Below are 21,490 nucleotides of genomic sequence, written 5' to 3' on the forward strand. Positions count from 1 at the left end.
CCCTAAAACCCAGAACAAACTCAAGAATATTTGTATTGGTTGATTTTATGAAGGAACAACAAAAAAGTGACCTAACAGCTATTATTGGCATAGCTTGTCGATTTCCAGGGGCAAATGACTATAATCAGTTCTGGGAAAATATAGAAGCAGGAGTAAATAGCATTAGTGAAATTCCTCCCCAAAGGTGGGAAATAGAAAAACATTATTCTCCTCTTCCTAATCAACCAAATAAGACAATAAGTAAATGGGGTGGATTAGTAGAAGGTATAGATGAGTTCGATGCCGAGTTTTTTAGTATTTCTCCGAGAGAAGCAGGAAAGGTAGACCCACAACATAGAATAATGTTGGAACTGAGCTGGTCTTGTATCGAAGATGCGGGTTACTCACCATCTGCATTTTCGGGAAAAGATGTGGGTGTTTTTATGGGGGCTTGTAACTATGACTCCATTCTCTTGATGAACCGAAATCAAGACAATGTAGAAGGTCATAGTGGAACGGGAACTTGGACTTGTATGATTCCCAACCGTATCTCTTCATTTTTTAATCTGCATGGTCCAAGTATTCCTATAGATACAGCTTGTTCGAGTTCATTAGTAGCTGTTCATTATGCACTTAAGTCCCTAAAAGAATCAGAATGTGAAATGGCATTAGTGGGTGGCATCAGCGTATTATTTACCTCAACAACATATATCCAGATGAGTCAACTGGGGATGTTGTCACCAACAGGTCAATGTAGAACATTTAGTAGTGATGCTGATGGTTATGTTAGGGGAGAAGGAGCAGGAGTAGTTTTATTAAAGCCTCTGACCAAAGCAATGGAGGATGGAGACCGGATTTATGGTGTAATTAAAGGAAGTGCTATTAATCATGGAGGTAAAGCTAGGACTATCACATCTCCCAATGTTTATTCCCAAGCTCAAGTTATTCGTTCTGCTTATACTAATGCCAATGTTTCCCCGAATACAGTATCTTACATGGAATCCCATGGAACGGGGACACCATTGGGAGATCCAATCGAAGTTAATGCTTTGAAAAGAGCCTACAGACAACTATATCAACAGTATGGAGTAGAAAAAACAGATAATTCCTACTGTGGAATAGGAGCAGTAAAAAGTAATATAGGGCATTTAGAAGGAGCAGCAGGGATTGCTGGACTAATAAAAGTCTTGTTAGCAATGAAGTACAAAAAGCTACCCAAAATTGTTAACTTCAAGGAATTAAATCCACGGATTAGTCTGAAAGGTACTCCTTTTTATCTCATAGAGGAAACCCAAGAATGGGAAAGATTAAAAAATGAATCAGGGGAAGATATTCCGAGACGAGCAGGTTTAAGTTCCTTTGGTATCGGTGGTGTTAATGCTCATATTGTATTAGAAGAATCCCCAGAAGTAGAAAGGGTAGGGAATATAGAGGGTTCAGTTAATATTTTAAGTTTGTCGGCGAAAACAGAAACAGCTCTTGCTGATCTAGTTAATAGTTATGAAAATTATTTAGAAGCAGAAAATAATGATGAGTTAGCAGATATTTGCTACACAGCAAACATTGGGAGAAACGACTTTAGTCATAGATTAGCATTCATCACTTCCGGAAAACCAGATTTATTAGAAAAAATTAAACAATACAAACAGGGAGAGGAAGTTACTGGCATCTGTTCGGGAAAAATAACCAGCCAAACTACGACAAAAATAGCTTTTCTATTTACTGGTCAAGGTTCTCAATATCTGCAAATGGGAAGGGAGTTATATAATACTCAACCAACTTTTAAGGAAGCTATCGACAAGTGTAATGAGATTCTGGGAAAATATCTAGAAGTTCCTTTATTAGATGTACTTTATCCTGATGATGAAACTTCGACTTTAATCAACCAAACAGCTTATACTCAACCAGCTATATTTGCTCTAGAGTATGCCTTAGCTAAGTTATGGTCATCTTGGGGTATTAAACCAGATGTAGTCATGGGTCATAGTGTAGGTGAATATGTCGCAGCAACAGTGGCTGGAGTATTTAGTTTAGAGGATGGTCTGAAATTAATTGCTACTAGGGGTCGGTTGATGCAACAGTTACCCGCAGGTGGAGAAATGGTGTCGGTGATGGCATCGGAGTCAAAAGTAGAATCTGTTATTACTCCTTATACAGACAAGGTAGCGATCGCTGCGATAAATGGACCTCAGAGTATAGTGATATCAGGAGCTGCGCCAGAAGTAAAAGATATTATTAGTAGTTTAAAATCAGAAGGAATCAAAGCCAAAAAACTACAAGTATCCCATGCTTTTCATTCACCGTTGATGGAACCAATGTTGAAAGAATGGGAAGCAGTAGCGAGTCAACTAACTTACAATCAGCCCAAGATACCAGTAGTATCAAACGTTACAGGAAAGGTGGCAGATGAAAGCATAACAACAACCAAATATTGGGTAGATCATGTACGTCAACCAGTAAGATTTTTCCAAGGGATGGAAGTCTTACATCAAGAGGGTTATGACATATTCCTAGAAATCGGGCCGAAACCAATATTATTGGGTATGGGGCGTCGGTGTTTACCCGATCATCTAGGAGAATGGTTACCATCGTTACGTCCTAATGCCGATGAATGGCAACAAATATTATCAAGTTTAGGGAAGTTGTATGTTAAGGGGGTAGAAGTTGATTGGTTAGGATTCGAGCAAGATTATAGCCGTAAGAAAGTTTCATTGCCTACATATCCATTCCAACGACGACGGTATTGGGTAGAGGAGAGTAGCCAGCAGAAACAGCGATCGCCAAGAACTTTTGGCTCCCAAGTGCCAATACATCCATTATTGGGTTACAAAATTGATATCGCAGGCCAGCAAAAGATTTTTGAATCATTCCTGGGAGCAGAGAATCCAGAATACCTCAAAGATCATAAAGTATTTGCAGAACCTCTGTTACCAACAACAGCATATTTGGAAATGGCTTTAGCAGCAGGTAAAAGCCAATATCAAACTCCACTGATAGAAGTAAAAGAACTGAGTATAGAGCGGGGGTTAGTTTTATCCGAAGCCGAGAAAATAGTTCAGACGATACTTACCCCATTAGAAAATGATATCTATCAGTTCCAGATATTTTCTCAACAACAGGAAGGGGAAGAAAACCAAAAATGGCTACTCCATGCAGCAGGTAAAATACAGCCAGGAGCGCCAGAAGTAAAAGAAACCAAATTTGAAACAGAGAAATATTTAGCTGAATGCAGTGAATCTGTAGAAGTTGCCAAACATTATCAGAGTAGTGAGGAAATGGGAATTAGTTATGGTCCCAGTTTTCAAAGAATAAAACAGCTCTGGAAAGGAGATAGTCAAGCTATCGCTAAAATTATTCTGGCTCCAGAAATGGCAGCTACTATTGGGGAGTATAATATACATCCAGTAATGTTAGATTCTGCATTGCAGGTAATCTTTAATGCACTGCCAGTAGAAGACAATGATAGTCAACAAACATATTTGCCAGTAGGGGTAGATAAGTTAACAATTTATAATCCGGCAGAATCATCTATGTATGCTTATGGGTCAGTAGATGGTGCGGGTGCAGGAAATTGGAAAGCTGATGTGATTCTCGGCAACGAATCAGGTAAAATAGTTGCTAAAATTTCTGGGTTACGAGTGAAAGCAGCAAGCAAGGAAGCTTTAATTGGCAAAAAAGAAGAATCTATTACTAACTTGCTGTATGAGATAGAATGGCGGGCAAAAGGACGTTTGGGCAGGACGTTGCCACCAGATTATTTGCTGGCTCCTAAAGATATTGAACAGCAACTAGAACCAACTATTAAGGAATTGATAGTTCAAGCTCAATTAGAAAGCTATCAAGAAGTCCCAGGAAAACTAGAAGCATTAAGTCTGGATTATGTGTTACAGGCGATTAAAGAATTAGGGTGGAATTATCAAGCTGGAGATAGTTTTGATAGTGAAAAAGAATTAGAAAGCTTAGGTATCGTAGAAATTCAACAACGTCTTTTCAAACGAATGCTACAGATGATGGCAGAAGGCGGAATAATTGAACCAGTAGCTGGCACAGATACTCAGTGGAATGTACTGCAAACATTAGATGTAGAGCCAAAGCAAGGGAAAAAAAGAGGAGACGAACTACTGAGTCAATATCCAGAGGCAGGAGCTGAGTTAACACTTTTAAATCGTTGTGCGTCTAAATTAAGTTTGGTATTGCGGGGAGAAACTGACCCGGTACAGTTAGTGTTTCCATCAGGAGATTTGAGTACAGCAACTAGGGTATATCAAGACTCCACTATAGCGAAATTGATGAATACTGTAGTAGAAAAAGCGATCGCTACAGCTATTGCTCAACTACCAAAATCTCAAAGTGTCAGGTTGTTAGAAATAGGAGCAGGAACTGGAGGAACTACAAGTTATATTTTACCGAGTCTACCAGAAAATAATACGGAGTATATATTTACTGACTTGGGAGCTTTGTTTACAGCCAAAGCCAAAGAAAGATTTGGGGATTATCCTTTTGTAGATTATCAGATATTAGATATAGAAGCAGATCCAACAACTCAGGGTTATAATGCTCATCAATATGATGTAATTATTGCAGCGAATGTTCTCCATGCAACAGCTAACTTGACAGAAACCCTATCTAATGTACGAAAACTTTTAGCACCAGGGGGAATATTAGTTTTATTTGAACTAACAAGTCGTCAGCGATGGTTAGATTTAGTATTTGGATTATTGGAAGGATGGTGGAGATTCCAAGATTTAGAAATACGACCTGATTATCCTCTACTGAGTCGTTCCAAGTGGCAAGAGGTATTGCAGAAAACAGGTTTTACTGAAGTCGTAAGTTTACCAGAAGTTGAGGGAATGCCAGAAGTTTTGTATCAGCAATCAGTTATTGTTGCTCAGAATACAAAGGTATTACCACCATCATCAGAATCTAAAAATTGGTTGATATTAGCAGACAAACAGGGAGTAGCTGAAGAGTTAGCAACTAAACTAAAGTTTATGGGAGATGTTCCTCTTTTGGTATTTGCTGGAGAGAAATATCAAGATTTGGGAGAGGGTAAGTTTACTATTAATCCTAACAACCCAGAAGATTTTAAACAATTGATGGGAGCGGTTTCTTCCTTGTATGGAGTTGTGCAATGTTGGACGACGGAAACTGGAGGCAGTGAAAAAATAGAAGAGTTATCGCGGTACGGGTGTGGAACAACTTTATATTTAGTTCAAGCACTGGTACAAGGAGGATTATCTCAGCCACCTCGTTTATGGTTAGTCACTTCTGGTTCTCAACCAGTACCATCTAGTAATTCCTTAATGGCAAAAGTAGGTCAATCTTCACTATGGGGAATGGGGAAAGTTATTAGCTTAGAACATCCAGAATTTAATTGTGTACGGATAGATTTAGATTCAGAAACAACTATAGAGAATCAAGCTAATGCGTTGTTTAAGGAAATTTGGTCAGAAGATTTAGAAGATCAGGTAGGGTTCCGTGAAGATTATCGTTATATAGCTAGATTAGTTGCCAGTCATCACCAGGAACTCCCAGCTACAAGAGGACTGACAATACCATCCCAACCCTATAAACTGGGTATATCAGAAAAAGGCAGTTTAGACAGCTTAACCCTAGAAACAATCAAGAGAAATGCTCCAGCACCAGGGGAAGTAGAGATTCAGGTAATGGCAACCGGACTTAATTTCCTAGATTTGGTGGCAACACTAGGATTAGTACCAGATGAAGTAGATGGTGTATCTCAAAAACATTTGAGAGAAATGGATAGATTTGGGGGAGAATGTGGTGGTTATGTAGTAGCAGTAGGAGAAGGAGTAAAAGGTTTAGAAATTGGTGATGAAGTTGTAGCTATGGCTAGAGGTAGCTTCAGTCAATATGTGACAGTTAACGCCAGTTATGTAGTGCCGAAGCCAGAAAATATAACTTTTGCAGAAGCAGCATCAATACCAGCTAACTTTTTAACTGCTTATTATGCTTTACATCACGTTGCCAAGATTACTAAAGGCGATCGGATTCTGATTCATGCAGCAGCCGGAGGTACAGGAATGGCTGCGGTGCAAATAGCTCAAAAAGTAGGTGCAGAAGTTTTTGCGACAGCAAGTCCTCCTAAATGGGAGACTCTAAAACGAATGGGAGTCAAATATATTATGAATTCCCGGACTGTGGAATTTGCTGACCAGGTAATGGAGTTTACTGAAGGGAAAGGAGTAGATATTGTTCTTAACTCTCTGACTTCAGGAGATTTTGTGAGTAAAGGTTTGTCAGTAGTTACTTCTCAAGGTCGTTTTGTAGAAATAGGGAAACGGGGGGTATGGACATCTAGTCAAGTAGCAGAAGTGAGACCAGATATATCTTATTCAGTAGTAGATTTGCTGCGAAAATCTGAGGAAGAACCAGAATTAATCAATTCCATGTTGCAGGAGTTAACAGCAGACTTCTCCAACGGTTTATTGAAGCCACCACCTCTAAAAGTATTCCCTATAGAGGAAGTTGTCAGTGCCTTCCGTTATATGCAGCAAGCTAAACACATAGGTAAAATTGTGGTTACTCAACCCAAACAAGAGCCTGACAAACCTGTAAGTTTCCGTGATGACGCTGCATACTTAATTACGGGGGGTATGGGAGATATGGGTTTACTTATATCTCGTTGGATGATTGCCAAAGGAGCCAAAAAATTAGTGCTAGTTGGACGTAGCACTCCCAATGAAACTGTAAAAGAGAAATTAGCAGAGTTAGAAAGTGCTGGAGCATCGGTGATAGTAGAAAAAGCTGATGTGTCCGACTGGGAAGCAATGAAGGGAGTTATGGAGAGGATTAATAATTCAAATACACCATTAGCAGGAGTTATGCACTCTGTTGGTGTATTATCAGATGGGGTGCTGCAAAATCAAACTTGGTCAAGCTTCGAGAAAGTGATGTCACCCAAGGTTTATGGTAGTTGGTATCTACACCAGTTGACTAAAGACCAGCCATTGGACTTTTTCTTACTGTTTTCTTCAGCAGCATCCTTGTTTGGCTCCACTGCTCAGGCCAACCACTCAGCCGCCAATGCCTTTTTAGATGGTTTAGCTCATTATCGTCGAGGGATGAAATTACCAGGATTGAGTATTCATTGGAGTACGGTATCTCAGATTGGGGAAGCTGCTGCTATAGGGGCAGATGTGAGACTTGCAAAGCAAGGTGTAGGAGCGATTACCCCAGGTCAAATATTAGAATCTCTGGAACTATTAATGAGTGGTAAAGCTGCTCAGGATATAGAAGTTGGAGTAGTCCCGATTGACTGGTCAGCTTGGCAAGATAGAGTAAGCAAATGGAGGTTTTTAGCAGATTGGCAAAGATCTGTTGTTGAAGTTACAGCAACAGAAACCAAACTTTTAGAACAGCTAAAAGAATCATCACCAGAAGAACAAGAAAAAATATTAGTAGATTACCTGAAAGGTAAAGTAGCTAACATTTTTGGCATGACAGGATCCGAGACAATAAGTATAGAGGAATCTCTAACTACTATGGGACTTGATTCTTTGATGGCCGTTGAACTAAGGAATCTGATCCAAAAAGAATTAGGATTTGATGTACCTATGCAAACAATCATTGAAGGTATCAGTATTTCAGAAATAGTTGATTTAGTTTCTAAACAGCTATTACTAGAACAAGTTAGTTACTCAAATACTGCTTCACAAACTGAAGAAATAGATGAAGATATGGAGGAAATTACTTTATGAAACTGACCGAAATTCTGTCTCAAATCTCAAGCCAAGGCATTAAATTATGGGCTGAAGGTGATGAGTTGAAAATCCGTGCCCCCAAGGGAGCTTTAACAACAGAAACTCGCGATTTATTATCCAAAAATAAACTCGAATTACTTCATTTACTTCAGGAAAAAAGTAGTAATGTTAGTGCTACATCAGTACCTTTAGTTTATGTTGGTAGGGATAAAGATTTACCAGTTACTTATCAACAGGAGCGTCTCTGGACTATAGATCAGTTAATGGGAAATAAGTTAAATCTCAATGTTTCTACGGCTCTAAAAATTGAAGGTTTAATAGATATTCCATTGCTCCAAAAAAGCTGGAATGAAATTATTAGTCGTAATGAAAGTTTGAGGACTATTTTCAGTTTTGCAGAAGGATCGTTAATTCAGGTTATTGTTCCTAGTTTAGATTCTAAGATTTCAGTAATAGATTATCAAGGCTTAAGTAAGACGGAGCAAGAGAGGGCAATTTCGGAAATTATTGAAAAGGAAGCCGAACAATATTTAGATTTATCTCAAGGACCACTGGTACATTTAAAACTTTTGAGATGTAGTGAGACAGAGGGTGTATTAATATTAGTATCTCATCATATTATTAGTGATGGTTTATCTCACAATTTTATATTCCGCGAACATATACTTTTGTATGATTCTTATCTAAGTCAAAAACCTTCTCCGTTACCAGAATTAGATATTCAATATGGAGATTATTCTGTTTGGCAACGTCAGTTATTACAAGGAGAAGTATTACAAAAGGGAATAGATTTTTGGAAACAAGAACTAGCAAATATTTCTACTTTATATCCTGTACCATCTGATATCTTTCAAGTATCTCCAGGATTTAAAGCTATTAAAAAGAATTTTTCCATATCTATGACTACATGGCCTTTAATACAAAAGGTGAGTAATCAATATAGTGTTACTCCTGTAGTTATTTTTCTATCAGTATTTTATGTATTGGTATTTCAATACTCTTTAAAACAGGATATTGTAGTTGGTCTTCCAGTTTCAGGAAGGTTGCACCATAAACTAGAATCTGCTATTGGTTACTTTACTGATAGTATTCTATTACGAGGCAAAATACCTGATAGTTCTATTACTTTTAAAGAATTACTGAAGAAAGTTAAAGAGGTGACGATAAAAGCTTATGCTAACCAACACATTCCTCTCAACTTTGTATCAGAATTTCTGAATAAGCAAAACAATCAACAGTATAGAAATTTATTTCAGATTTTCTTTGACTATATTGACTTTGGAGGAAAAGAAAAGATTGAATCTCCTAACATGACAGGAACTATACTGGAAGAAAAGTTCCCTACAGATATAGATTTGTTCTTTCTTTTATTAAAATATGAACATGAGCTAAAAGGGTCTTTTGCTTACAATCCTGATTTGTTTGAAGAAGAAACAATTACAGGTTTTATAGATTCCTTTTTATTACTTCTAGAAAAAGCAATTAATGCTCCAGAGACGAAAATAAACGATTTAGAAATATCAGAAAATCTGGCAAAACGTAAGACAGAGATTCACAGTCAATCAAGAAAAATAAATCTGATAGAAACTGCTTTGAAATCTATTCCTGAAGTAAAAGAATCTGCTATTTTAAACAGGGATAATCAACTGGTTGCTTATCTGGTGATTGAGGATAATTATTCTGTAGAAAAAGTAAAATATTTCCTAGAATCTTATCTAGATTCCGATTTTCTCCCTAAGGCTTATGTACCTGTTTCTAGCTTACCAAAAACAGAATCAGGAGAAATAGATGAAGCTGTTTTAACAAGTTTAGAAGTTATTGACTCAGAATTAATAAATCTTTGGGAACAAAAACTGCGATCTCATCCCGAAATAGAAGAAGTAGCAGTAGTAGTGCAGCGGAAAGAAGCTTATCCAGTTATAGAAAGTAGGGGTTTGGAGACCAAACCCTATTTGGTCTCCAAGCCCTACCCCGGAACACCCGACTATCCAATACAACTTACCCAAGAAAATATTCCAGATACTGCCCCTGGAGAAGTAGATGAGATAGCAGCATCGGTAGAATTTAAAACTTGGGCAGACTTATTACCAGGTACTGATGAACCAGCAATATATAGCACCGATGGTCGCCAACCTCTGACTCACTCACAACTCAAAGATTTTGTCAAGTGTCCTCCAGATAACGCTAGTCTCAGTTATCTGGGGATTAAAATAACTGACCGGGTATGTGCTGCCATGGACAATGGACCAGAAGCAGCAACAGCATTTTTGTCCTTGGCACAACAATGTGTGTTTGCACCCATTAGCACATCTTTAACAGAAAAGCAAGTGCAATTTGAGTTGGAAGATCTGGGTGCAGTAGCTTTAGTATTGCAAAGAGGAGAAGCTAACAGCAGGGAGAATGCTAAGTTAAAAGCTTGTGCCGAAAGTTTAGGAGTGCGGGTGATTGAGCTAATACCCGATGCTTCAGTCTGCGGTTTATTTACTCTCGAAGAAGTCACGACTAATCAGGAAAATCATCAACCAATAACAGCAGAGGACAATAAACCGACTCGTGACCATGTAGCTTTAGTGCTGCATACCAGCGGTACAACCAGAAAACCAAAAACAGTACCTTTGACTCATGGAAATTTGACAGCAGGTTCCCTGACTATTAGTCGGACGATACAACTGACTCCAGAGGATACTTGCATCAATATTATGCCTCTGTTTCATATTCACGGTCTTTCCGTTAATATTCTGGCTTCGATGTTAGCAGGTGCCAGCGTACTTTGTACTCCAGGGTTATACGCCACTGAAAACGGAGTAGGTGATTTCTTTAAGTGGTTGAAACCAGATGAGATAGGCGAGGGAAAAAAAATCACTTGGTATTCTGCTGTACCAACCATGCACCAAGCAATTTTGGAATATGCAGAACAAACTATAACTGAAATAGGTAAAGCGCCCGACCATTCTCTCAGATTAATTCGTAACTGTTCGGCAGCACTGCTACCAGCTATTGTTGATAGAATGGCAACAGCATTTAATTGTGAAGTTTTGCCTACTTATGCGATGACAGAATCTATGCCTATTTGTAGTCCAGAAGTAGGAAAGGGTTTGCTCAAACGAGGTTCTGTAGGTCGTGCTGCTGGCCCGAAAGTAATTATTGGTGATGTGAAGACAAATGGGCAAGGCAAACCAGTATTAAATGTGCTGGAACCTTATGCAGAAGGAGAGGTAATGGTTCGGGGTGCTTGCGTTACTGCCGGATATGAGTTACGAGAATGGATGGATTATAATCCCAATGAGGAAGCTTTTATTGACGGTTGGTTGAGAACTGGAGATAAGGGTTACAAAGACGAAGATGGTTATGTTTATCTGGTAGGAAGGTTCAAAGAAATTATTAACCGAGCCGGGGAAAAAATTAGCCCGATGGTGGTAGAGGATGTATTGCAGCGCCATCCCGCAGTCGGACAGGTAGTTGTGTTTGCTGCTCCCCATGAACTTTTGGGTGAAGTGGTGGGAGCTGCAATAGTGCCAGTTCCTAATCAACCACGACCAACTCTGGCAGCATTACGGCAGTTTGCCATGAAGGAAAAAGAACTAGAAACCCAATGGTTGCCAGAATGCTTGGTCTGGATGAGTGCTATTCCTAAAGGTCTGACTGGAAAACCTGCTCGTATAGGTTTAGCCAAAAGGTTAGAGTTGCCGACTTTGACGACTGATGTGACGAAATCGCCCCGAACTTTTGTAGCAACAGAAGGAGCGGATGGTAAGTATGTTTTAGAAACATTAGAACATCAAATTGAGAATGGTAAAGGAGGTTGTCAGAGTTTACAACAGTTGACAGTTTATTTTACTTCTAAGACCACAGAATTTTCTCTCAGTAAGTTAGAGGGTTTGGAAGTAAGCGATCGCTTTGGTACTCTGAGTAAAATTCTGCCTTCTGCTTTCGTGCAGTTAGAAAGATTACCATTAACATCTGATGGAAAACTAGACCGGAAACGGTTACAAAGCCATGAAAAAAATGGTAGTTCTCCAACTGTACAACAAGGAAATAAAACTGAGCAAAAAATTGTTGCTATTTGGAAGGAGGTACTGCAAATAGAAGAAGTTGGAATTTATGATAACTTTTTTGAGCTAGGAGGTAAGTCTGTTCTACTGATACAAGTTTATGGCAAGTTACAAGAAATATTTGATATGAGTAATTTGAAAGTTGTTGACTTGTTAGCTAACCCAACTGTTCATTCGTTAAGCGAATTTATTGTCAGTGGTGGTGCAACTGAATTAGATAAAAAGATCAAAGTTAGTTATGAGAAACGTGTAAGTAAACGTCTCTCTAAGAAAAATGAAAGGGTTAATATGCGGAAGAAACTCCGTGCTAACAGATAGGGAGTAGGGAGGTTCCATAGAATCGGGGTTTGGTCTCCAAACCCTTTCTATACTGAGAAACCGGGTTTGTAATTTCAGTTATCAGTTATTAGTACATTGAAGCTTTTGCCAGAGACTTGAAACACTGAATTGAAATTTTTTTATCCCCTTGAAAAGGGCATTATATCAAATCCGCTTGCTACGGTTCCCGAAAAATTGGAGAACAAGGTTATAGCATCAGAAAAGAGAGAAAACTCCTAGTTTGTAGAGGGTGCGGTTCCCGAAAAATTGGAGACCAAACCCCTAAGGTCTTGAACTATACCGAATACTAACGGATTTAATATTAGAACTAATTTTTAGATAATTTAGATATTTCCAAATACTGAGATTGACTAAAACCAAACCGGTTTCTATACTAAAATTTATAAGATCAGAATAAATATTATGAATCAACCAGAAGAAGCACAACAGCAATATAATGATAATGAAATTGCTATCATAGGAATGTCTGGGCGTTTTCCAGGGGCAAGAAACTTGGATGAGTTTTGGGATAATCTCAAGAATGGTGTTGAATCTATCTCATTATTATCAGATAAACAATTAATAAAATCTGGTGTTGCCCCCGAAATACTCAATAATCCTAGCTATGTAAAAGTCGGTTCTACGGTTTCAGACATTGAAATGTTTGATGCTAACTTTTTTAACTACAGTCCCAGAGAAGCAGAAGAAATAGATCCACAACAACGACTTTTTTTAGAGTGTGCTTGGGAAGCAATCGAAAGTAGTGGTTATAATCCAGAAAAATATGAAGGTTCCATTGGGGTTTATTCTGGCAGTGGACTGCCCACCTATTTAATGTATAACCTCGAAGAACAAGATTTTATTCTCCTGGGTAATCGCTACTTTACCCAAATGGTGGCTAATGACAAAGATTACTTAGCAACCCGCACCGCTTACAAACTAAACCTTACCGGACCAGCAATCACTATTCAAACAGCTTGCTCAACATCATTAGTTGCCGTACATTTGGCTTGTCAAAGTTTGCTCAATGGAGAATGTGACATGGCTTTAGCAGGTGGTGTTTCCATCCAAGTCCCTCAAAATGTGGGATACTTACATCAAGAGGGATTGATCGGTTCTCACGATGGTCATTGTCGTGCCTTTGATGCTAAAAGTTCGGGAACAGTTTTTGGTAATGGTGTGGGAGTTGTGTTACTGAAACCACTTCCAGATGCTATAGCAGATGGAGATATTATTCATGCTGTGATTAAGGGTTCGGCGATTAATAATGATGGTTCTTTGAAACTAGGTTATACTGCTCCCAGTGTAGATGGTCAAGCAGCAGTTATTTCTGAAGCTCAAGCTGTCGCGAGTATAAGTCCAGAAACAATTACATACATAGAAGCTCATGGTACGGGGACAGAATTAGGAGATCCCATTGAAATTGAAGCTTTAACCAAAGCCTTTTCCGAAAGCACCGATAAAAAACAATTTTGTGCTATAGGTTCCCTGAAAACAAATGTGGGACACATGAATACGGCAGCAGGGGTAGGAGCATTGATTAAAACTGTTTTGGCTCTCAAACATAATTTAATACCTCCCAGTCTCCACTACGAAAAACCTAATCCCCAAATTAATTTTAGCGATACTCCCTTTTACGTCAACAATACTTTATCTGAGTGGAAAGGGAACGGCATTCCTCTACGAGCTGGAGTTAGTTCTTTTGGAATAGGTGGAACTAACTCTCACGTTGTGTTGGAAGAAGCTCCCACTCTGGAGAAAGCAGAAGATGATTTACCACGTCCGGTTCATATATTAACTTTGTCAGCAAAGACTGACACAGCTTTATCAGATTTAGTCGATAGTTATCATCAGTATTTAAAGAGTAATCCAGATTTAGATATAGGAGATGTTTGTTTCACTGCTAATACAGGAAAAGTTCATTTTCACCACAGATTAGCAGTTGTTGCTGCCAACCAAACAGAATTAATCGAAAAACTAGAACAGTTAAAATCAGTAGGGACGTTGTATGCAACGTCCCTACCTGGTATCTGTTCTGGAAAACTGTTAATGAATGCTGCTCCTCCTAAAGTCGCCTTTCTATTCACTGGTCAAGGTTCCCAATATCTCAATATGGGCAAGGAATTATACGAACAAGCACCAGTTTTCCAAGCAACACTTGATGAATGTGATGAAATATTAGGGGAACTTGGTGTCACCTCCATATTAGAAATTATCTATCCTGATGCAGAGACATCACCCCTAGACCAAACAGCTTATACCCAACCGGCTCTATTTGCTATAGAATATGCTCTAGCCAAATTATGGGAATCTTGGGGCATTCAACCAGATGTAGTTATGGGTCATAGTGTCGGTGAATATGTGGCAGCAACAGTGGCCGGAATATTTAGTTTAGAAGATGGTCTAAAATTGATAGCAGCAAGGGGTCAGTTGATGCAAAAGTTACCTGCTGGTGGAGAAATGGTGGCGGTGATGGCATCAGAAGCAAAAGTCAAAAGTCTCCTTACACCTTATAGAGAAAAAGTAGCGATCGCAGCTATAAATGGACCCAAAAGTGTGGTAATTTCTGGTGAAGCGACAGCAGTAAGGGAAATTGTTAGCAGTTTAGAATCAGAAAAAATCAAAACTAAACAATTACAGGTATCTCACGCATTCCATTCACCATTGATGGAACCTATGTTAGCAGAATGGGAAGCAGTAGCTCAGGAACTGACTTATAATCAACCAGAAATTCCGATTATATCGAACGTTACCGGAACAATAGCAGACGCAAGTATTACAACACCAAAGTATTGGGTAGATCATGTACGTTTACCAGTAAGGTTTGTTGACGGTATGAATGCTTTAGACAAACAGGGGGTTGACATTTTCCTAGAAGTCGGACCAAAACCAATATTGCTGGGAATGGGTCGCCGATGTTTACCTAAAGATGTGGGTGTTTGGTTGCCATCATTACGTCCTGATGTAGGGCAGTTTTCTGAGATACTTTGTACTTTAGGAGAGTTATATGTGCGGGGTGTAAAAGTAGACTGGGTAGAATTTGATGGAGAATATATTCGTCAGAAAGTGACATTACCTACTTACCCATTCCAGCGACAAAAATACTGGCTCGATAACTATTCACGGGGAGCAAGTTCGGCTTCAGTTAATCGGGATCGGAGTTTGATCGCTGAGGAGGAAATATCCAATTCTTTATTAGGTCGTAAATTACCTTTACCCTTTGCCCAACAATTTCGCTTTCAGACTAAATTAACTCCTGAGTTTCCTTCTTATGTAAAAGACCACAGATATTACGGCAGAATAGTTGTAGCTGGTGCATCTCACATTGTTTTTGGTTTGCTAGCGGGTAAAGAAGCACTAAAAAGTGAGTCTTGCATTGTAGAAAATATTGAGTTTTTGCAGATATTGGGAGCAGATGAAACTTCTAGTCGAACAGTGCAGATAGTCCTAGATCGAGAAAAAGATACAGAATATACTTATCAGTTGATCAGTTGTGAAGCAGGAACAGAATATGACCCATCAACAACTTGGACGGTTCATATTAAAGCCAAAGTTCGCTCTGTGAATAATTCAGAGTTACCGAAAGAAAATATTGATATTAAAGCATTAAAAACGCGATGTGTTCATTCTTTTTCCAGCAGTGAATATTACTCAACTGCACTGGAACCGATGAAAGGAGATTTTCATCTGGGGCCGACATTTCAATGGACAGAACAAGCTTGGATCGGCGGTACAGAAAGCTTGGTAAAAATAAAATCTGCTGAAAACAATGAAGAAATGCAGGAATATTGGCCTCATCCTGGTATGGTTGATTCTGGAATTGTGCCCATAGCTCTGTTGTCATTACTACAACAGTTTTCTGAAAATAATGATAATGGCAAAAGACCTACTATAGAGAGGGATGTAGAAATTCCTACTTACGCATTTGCTGGAGCGAAGAGTTTTAAGTTTTTTGATAATTTTGACATTGATGATGAATTGTGGTACTACACAAAAATTGACGATTCCAGTTCTTACGAGCAAGGAGAACTGCAAGGTAATACTTATTTGCTCAATGGAAATGGCAAAATATTAGCAGAATATAGGGGAATAAACTTCCGTCAACTAAGTCGCAAGTTATTGTTGAGGAGTTTTGGGTTAGATTTTAGTCAATGGTATTATCAAACAGAATGGCAACCTTCTCCTTTAATGTCTGGTGACGCACAGGAACCAGGAACTTATCTGTTATTTTGCCCTACAGGAGAATCAAATACTAAGTTAAAAGAATGGAGCGATCGCCTAAACTCGAACTTATTAAAGCCAGGTAATCAGTGTATAGTTGTTTATCCAGGAGATAGTTATCAAAAGCTATCTTCTGAAGACAAAAAGCAGACAATTCAATTATCTCCAACAGAACCAGAACATTTTTCTAAGTTACTAGATGAAGTAAATGAGTTAACAGAAGAGCTACCTTTGAAGAGTGTGATTCACCTTTGGAGTTTAGATACAAATGTTGATGATTTGACAAAAACAGAAGAAATAATTTGTGGTAGTATTATTCACTTATTGCAAGGGATACAATCTCTAGAAAAATCACCTCCTCTGTTATTAGTTACTCAAGGTGCTTTACTAGGAGTTGGAACTAAAGATTCAGAAGTAAGTATTAACTCTCAACCCCAGCAATCTCTTTTATGGGGGGTAAGCAAAGCCATAAGTTTGGAGTATCCGCAGTTAGACTGTCGTTGTTTAGATCTAGATCCTCAGACAGATGAACCAGAAAGCATAAAAGTTTTGTTGGATGAAGTCGCCTACCAGCAAACATCAACCAGTGGAGAAAATCAAATTTGCTATCGTCAAGGTGAACGGCAAGTAGCAAGACTCACTCAACCGAAGTTAGATACAGATACCAAATTAACTATTGAGACGGAAGCAAGTTATGTGATTACTGGTGGTTTAGGTGCTTTGGGATTAGAAGTGGCTCAGTTCCTAGTCAAACAGGGAGTGAAGAGTATAGTCTTAATAGGGCGCAACTCTCCCTCAGAAACCGCCCAGGAAAGTATTCAAGAGTTAGAAGCAGCAGGAACTCAAGTTTCAGTATTCTTGGGAGATGTGTCTGTGGAAAAAGATATGGTTGATATTTTCCAAAAGATACAGACATCCTTACCTCCCCTTAAAGGTGTAATTCATGCTGCTGGAGTGGTAGATGACGGATTTATACAACAAATGAGTTGGCAACAATTTACAAAAGTTACTGCTCCCAAAGTAGCTGGAACTTGGAATATACATAAACTAACAAAAGATATACCATTAGATTTATTTGTTTGCTTTTCCTCCATTGCATCGGTCTTAGGTTCCCCTGGTCAAAGTAATTATGCTGCAGCTAACGCTTTTATGGATGCAGTCGCCCAATACCGTCAAAATATAGGATTACCAGGATTGAGTATTAACTGGGGACCTTGGGCAAATATTGGTATCGCTGCTAGACTGGGGGCACAACAACAAAGTCGGATTCAAAGCCAAGGTTTACAAGGAATTACAACGGAGCAAGGGTTACAAGCTTTAGAAGAAGTATTAGCTACCGAAGCAGCACAGATAGCAATATTTAATGTTAACTGGCAGCAGTTATTGAGTCAATTTGGCTCGATGACTCCAGCATTCCTATCAGAAATAGCAAGTAAGCATCCACTTCAAGGTCAAGGAAACCAAGGACCAAAACAGCGGGAGTTGTTAGAACAAATGAAGGTAGGAACAACTGACCAAAGACAAAGGTTAATGGTTGATTATTTGATTGGTGTTGTTGCTAAAGTCTTGAGGCGGGGTAAAAATGATTTACCAGATCCAGAGGAAGGATTCTTTAATTTAGGAATGGATTCCCTGATGGCACTAGATTTTGGGCAAATGATTCAGGTAGATTTAGGTATGACTTTGTCCTCAACTTCTACTTTTGAGTATCCAAATATTCAGGCATTAGCTGAATATTTAGAGGAAATAATTCCCAAAATAGATGAGACGGAAACTGAGTCTGGAAAAGCTGATGCTGTAGTTGATTCAGAAAATTTAATTACAGAGATTAGTCAGCTTTCAGAAGACCAAATGGATGCAGCTATTGATGAAGCTCTGACTCAACTTTATCAATTTATATAAAATAGGGAACAGGGAACAGGTATGGAGGGAATAGTTTCATCTAAAAATGTAGGTTGGGTTGAGGTACGAAACCCAACAAAACTTGATTAGGGAACAGGGAACAGGTATGGAGGGAACAGGGAATAGGTATGGAGGGAACAGTTACACCTAAAAATGTAGGTTGGGTTGAGGTACGAAACCCAACAAAACTTGATTAGGTTCAACCCAACAAAGCTTGATTATGGTTGGGTTATAGCAACCGCCAAGGCAGTTAGGACATATTAAAAGCCTAAAATCCAGACAAAGCCAGATTTTTCCTTCTGCCTTCTACCCTCTGCCTTCTGCTATATTCTCACGGAGAAGTAAGCTACGTCCCATGCTATACTACTCAACTTTATCAAAGGAGGCACAAAGTAGGGACTATGCAACGTCCCTACTCAACGGGAGCCAGATGCTCCCACTATCTAAAGCCTAGATTGTTGTTGGGTTTCGTACCTCAACCCAACCTACACCTAATATCTACCAAAAAAGGAATTAAAAAATGGTACTTAGCTCCGAAACTACTCAACTCTCAAATCAACAACGTCTGTTGCTAGCAGTCAAACAAGCAACTGCCAAACTCAATGAAATTGAAACAGCGACTACTGAACCAATAGCAATTATTGGTACTGCTTGTCGTTTTCCAGGGGGTGTTGATACTCCAGAATCTTACTGGAAATATCTTAGAGAATCAATAGATGGCAGAATAGAGATTCCCAAAGAACGGTGGGATAATGACCGCTACTATAATTCTGACCCCGAAGCACCAGGCCAAGTCTACGTTCGCCACGGTTATTTTCTACAACAACCTGTAGACCAGTTTGACCCTGGTTTTTTTGGTATTTCTGGGGCAGAAGCAAATAAGATGGATCCATCTCAACGACTTTTGTTGGAGGTTACTTGGGAGGCATTAGAAAATGCAGGTATTGCACCCAGAAGTTTGAAAAATACAGAAACAGGAGTATATATAGGTCAATGTTTTAATGATTATATATTCGTTGGCACAGATGCCTTACCTAATAATTTGAGTGATTTTTATCTAGGTCTGGGTACAGCAATGAATACTTCTTCAGGTCGGATAGCTTATGTTTTTGGATTACAAGGACCAACTTTTACTTTGGATACAACTTGTTCCTCATCCTTAGTTACTTTACATATAGCTTGTCAGAGTTTGCGGAGTGGAGAATCTAATCTTTCTTTGGTAGGTGGAGTAAATTTAATGCTTCATCCAACTGTTACTCATGGATTCTGTAAAGGTCGAGCATTATCCCCCGATAGTCGTTGCAAGACTTTTGATGCGAGTGCTGATGGTTATGCTAGGGGAGAGGGTTGTGGCATACTTGTCCTCAAACGTCTTCGGGATGCTGTGGCCGATGGCGATCGCATTTTGGCTCTGGTGAAAGGTTCTGCTATTAACCATGATGGCCCTAGTAGTGGACTGACAGTTCCCAACCAACAGGCGCAAAAGAAGGTGCTGCGACAAGCTTTGGCAAATGCTAAGGTCAACCCGTCAGAGGTTGACTATATTGAATGTCACGGTACGGGAACTTCTTTGGGAGACCCTCTGGAAGTTAAGGCTATTGATGATGTTTATTGTGGAGAAAGAAGTAAGGATGCTCCTTTGATTTTGGGTGCGGTTAAAAGTAATGTGGGGCACTTGGAAGCTGCTGCTGGGGTGGCAGGGTTAATTAAGATTATTGGGATGTTGCAAAGTAAGGAAATACCGCCAAATCTTCACTTTAATCAACCTAACCCTCAGATTGATTGGGATAAAATTCCGGTGCAGGTGGCAACCAATGTTATACCTTGGAACAAACCAGGTAAACCGATGTTGGCAGGAATTAGTGGATTTGGCATGAGTGGTACTAATGCTCATGTGATTTTACAATCAGCACCAGAAGAAGTCAAAATTCCAAATTCCAAATTCAAAGGTGACGGTGATAGTGAGAATACTTTAGAACGTTCGCTTCATTTATTAACTCTGTCAGCTAAAACTAAAAAAGCTTTGGAGGAGTTGGTGGTTCGTTATCAAAATTATCTGACACAAGAAAATAATGAGAATGAGTTGGCTGACATTTGTTATACAGCTAACACAGGGCGTACCCATTTTAATCACAGATTAGCAGTTATGGCAGCTAGTCAAGCAGAGTTATTGGAGAAATTAAGCGCTGGTGTAACTGGGGAGGAATTATTTTTAGGGCAAGCATCTAGTAGTGCTGTACCAAAGGTAGCTTTCTTATTTACTGGTCAAGGTTCCCAATACATTAATATGGGTTGGGGATTATATCAGCAAGCTCCAGTTTTTCGACAGGCGATCGACCAATGTAATGAAATTTTCAGTAAAATTGTTGAGGAGCAAGAAGAATCAAAATCAGTTTCTCTGTTGGATGTGATGTATTCTGATACTGAAGAAGATTCTGACTCATCTCTACTACACCAAACTGCTTATACTCAACCAGCACTATTTTCTATTGAATATGCTTTAGCTAAATTATGGCAATCTTGGGGTATTCAACCAGATGTAGTTATGGGGCACAGTGTTGGTGAATATGTGGCGGCAACAATAGCAGGAATTTTTAGTTTAAAAGATGGATTAAAATTAATTACTACCAGGGGAAGGTTAATGCAAAAGTTACCTGCTGGTGGGGCAATGGTTTCTGTGATGGCTTCAGAATCAAAAGTACGTCCTTTACTAGCAAACTACACGGATAAGGTGGCTATGGCAGCTATTAATGGGCCAGCAAGTGTGGTGATTTCTGGAGAGTCAGAAATAGTAGAGGCGATCGCTAGCAAATTAAAGTCGGAAAAAATTAAAACGAAACAACTGCAAGTTTCTCATGCTTTCCATTCACCTCTGATGGAACCAATGTTAGAGGAGTTTGAGAAAATAGCTAATGAACTTGACTATAATATACCTAGAGTTCCAGTAATATCTAACGTCACAGGAATAAAGGCAGATAGTAGCATTACTACGGCGAAATATTGGGTAAATCATGTTCGACAACCAGTGAGATTTAACCAAAGTATGAATGCTTTGCAACAACAGGGAATTGATATTTTCCTAGAAGTCGGACCAAAACCAATATTATTAGGTATGGGACGTCGGTGTTTGCCAGCAGATGTAGGTGTGTGGTTGCCATCATTGCGTCCGAGTCAAATCCCTCAACCACAAATCCCCCTCCCGTCACCCTTGGAAATCCCCCTCCCGTCCCCCTTGGAAATCCCCCTCCCGTCCCCCTTGGAAATCCCCCTCCCGTCCCCCTTGGAAATCCCCCT

Annotated in this window: 4 protein-coding genes; all 4 read left to right on the top strand. The window is 39.2% G+C overall.

Annotated elements, in window-relative coordinates; genetic code table 11:
* Nucleotides 1-47: 47 nt before the first annotated feature.
* The gene (locus VKJ25_RS14610) at nucleotides 48-7,700 is read left to right on the top strand and encodes an SDR family NAD(P)-dependent oxidoreductase (protein ID WP_324237364.1); all 7,653 of its coding nucleotides are present in this window, start codon (nucleotides 48-50) and stop codon (nucleotides 7,698-7,700) included.
* The gene (locus tag VKJ25_RS14615) at nucleotides 7,697-12,073 is read left to right on the top strand and encodes a condensation domain-containing protein (RefSeq protein WP_324237365.1); all 4,377 of its coding nucleotides are present in this window, start codon (nucleotides 7,697-7,699) and stop codon (nucleotides 12,071-12,073) included. Before VKJ25_RS14610 ends, VKJ25_RS14615 begins: the two co-directional genes overlap by 4 nt.
* A 423-nt stretch (nucleotides 12,074-12,496) precedes the next feature.
* Complete coding sequence (locus VKJ25_RS14620; protein ID WP_324237366.1) at nucleotides 12,497-18,196, top strand: SDR family NAD(P)-dependent oxidoreductase; 5,700 nt, start codon at nucleotides 12,497-12,499, stop codon at nucleotides 18,194-18,196.
* Nucleotides 18,197-18,716: 520 nt separating this feature from the next.
* Nucleotides 18,717-21,490, top strand: a 2,774-nt coding sequence (locus VKJ25_RS14625; protein WP_324237367.1) for a beta-ketoacyl synthase N-terminal-like domain-containing protein, incomplete at its 3' end; no start/stop codon positions are given.

Origin of the sequence: Okeania sp. (assembly GCF_035285525.1) — a bacterium.
Classification (GTDB): domain Bacteria; phylum Cyanobacteriota; class Cyanobacteriia; order Cyanobacteriales; family Microcoleaceae; genus Trichodesmium.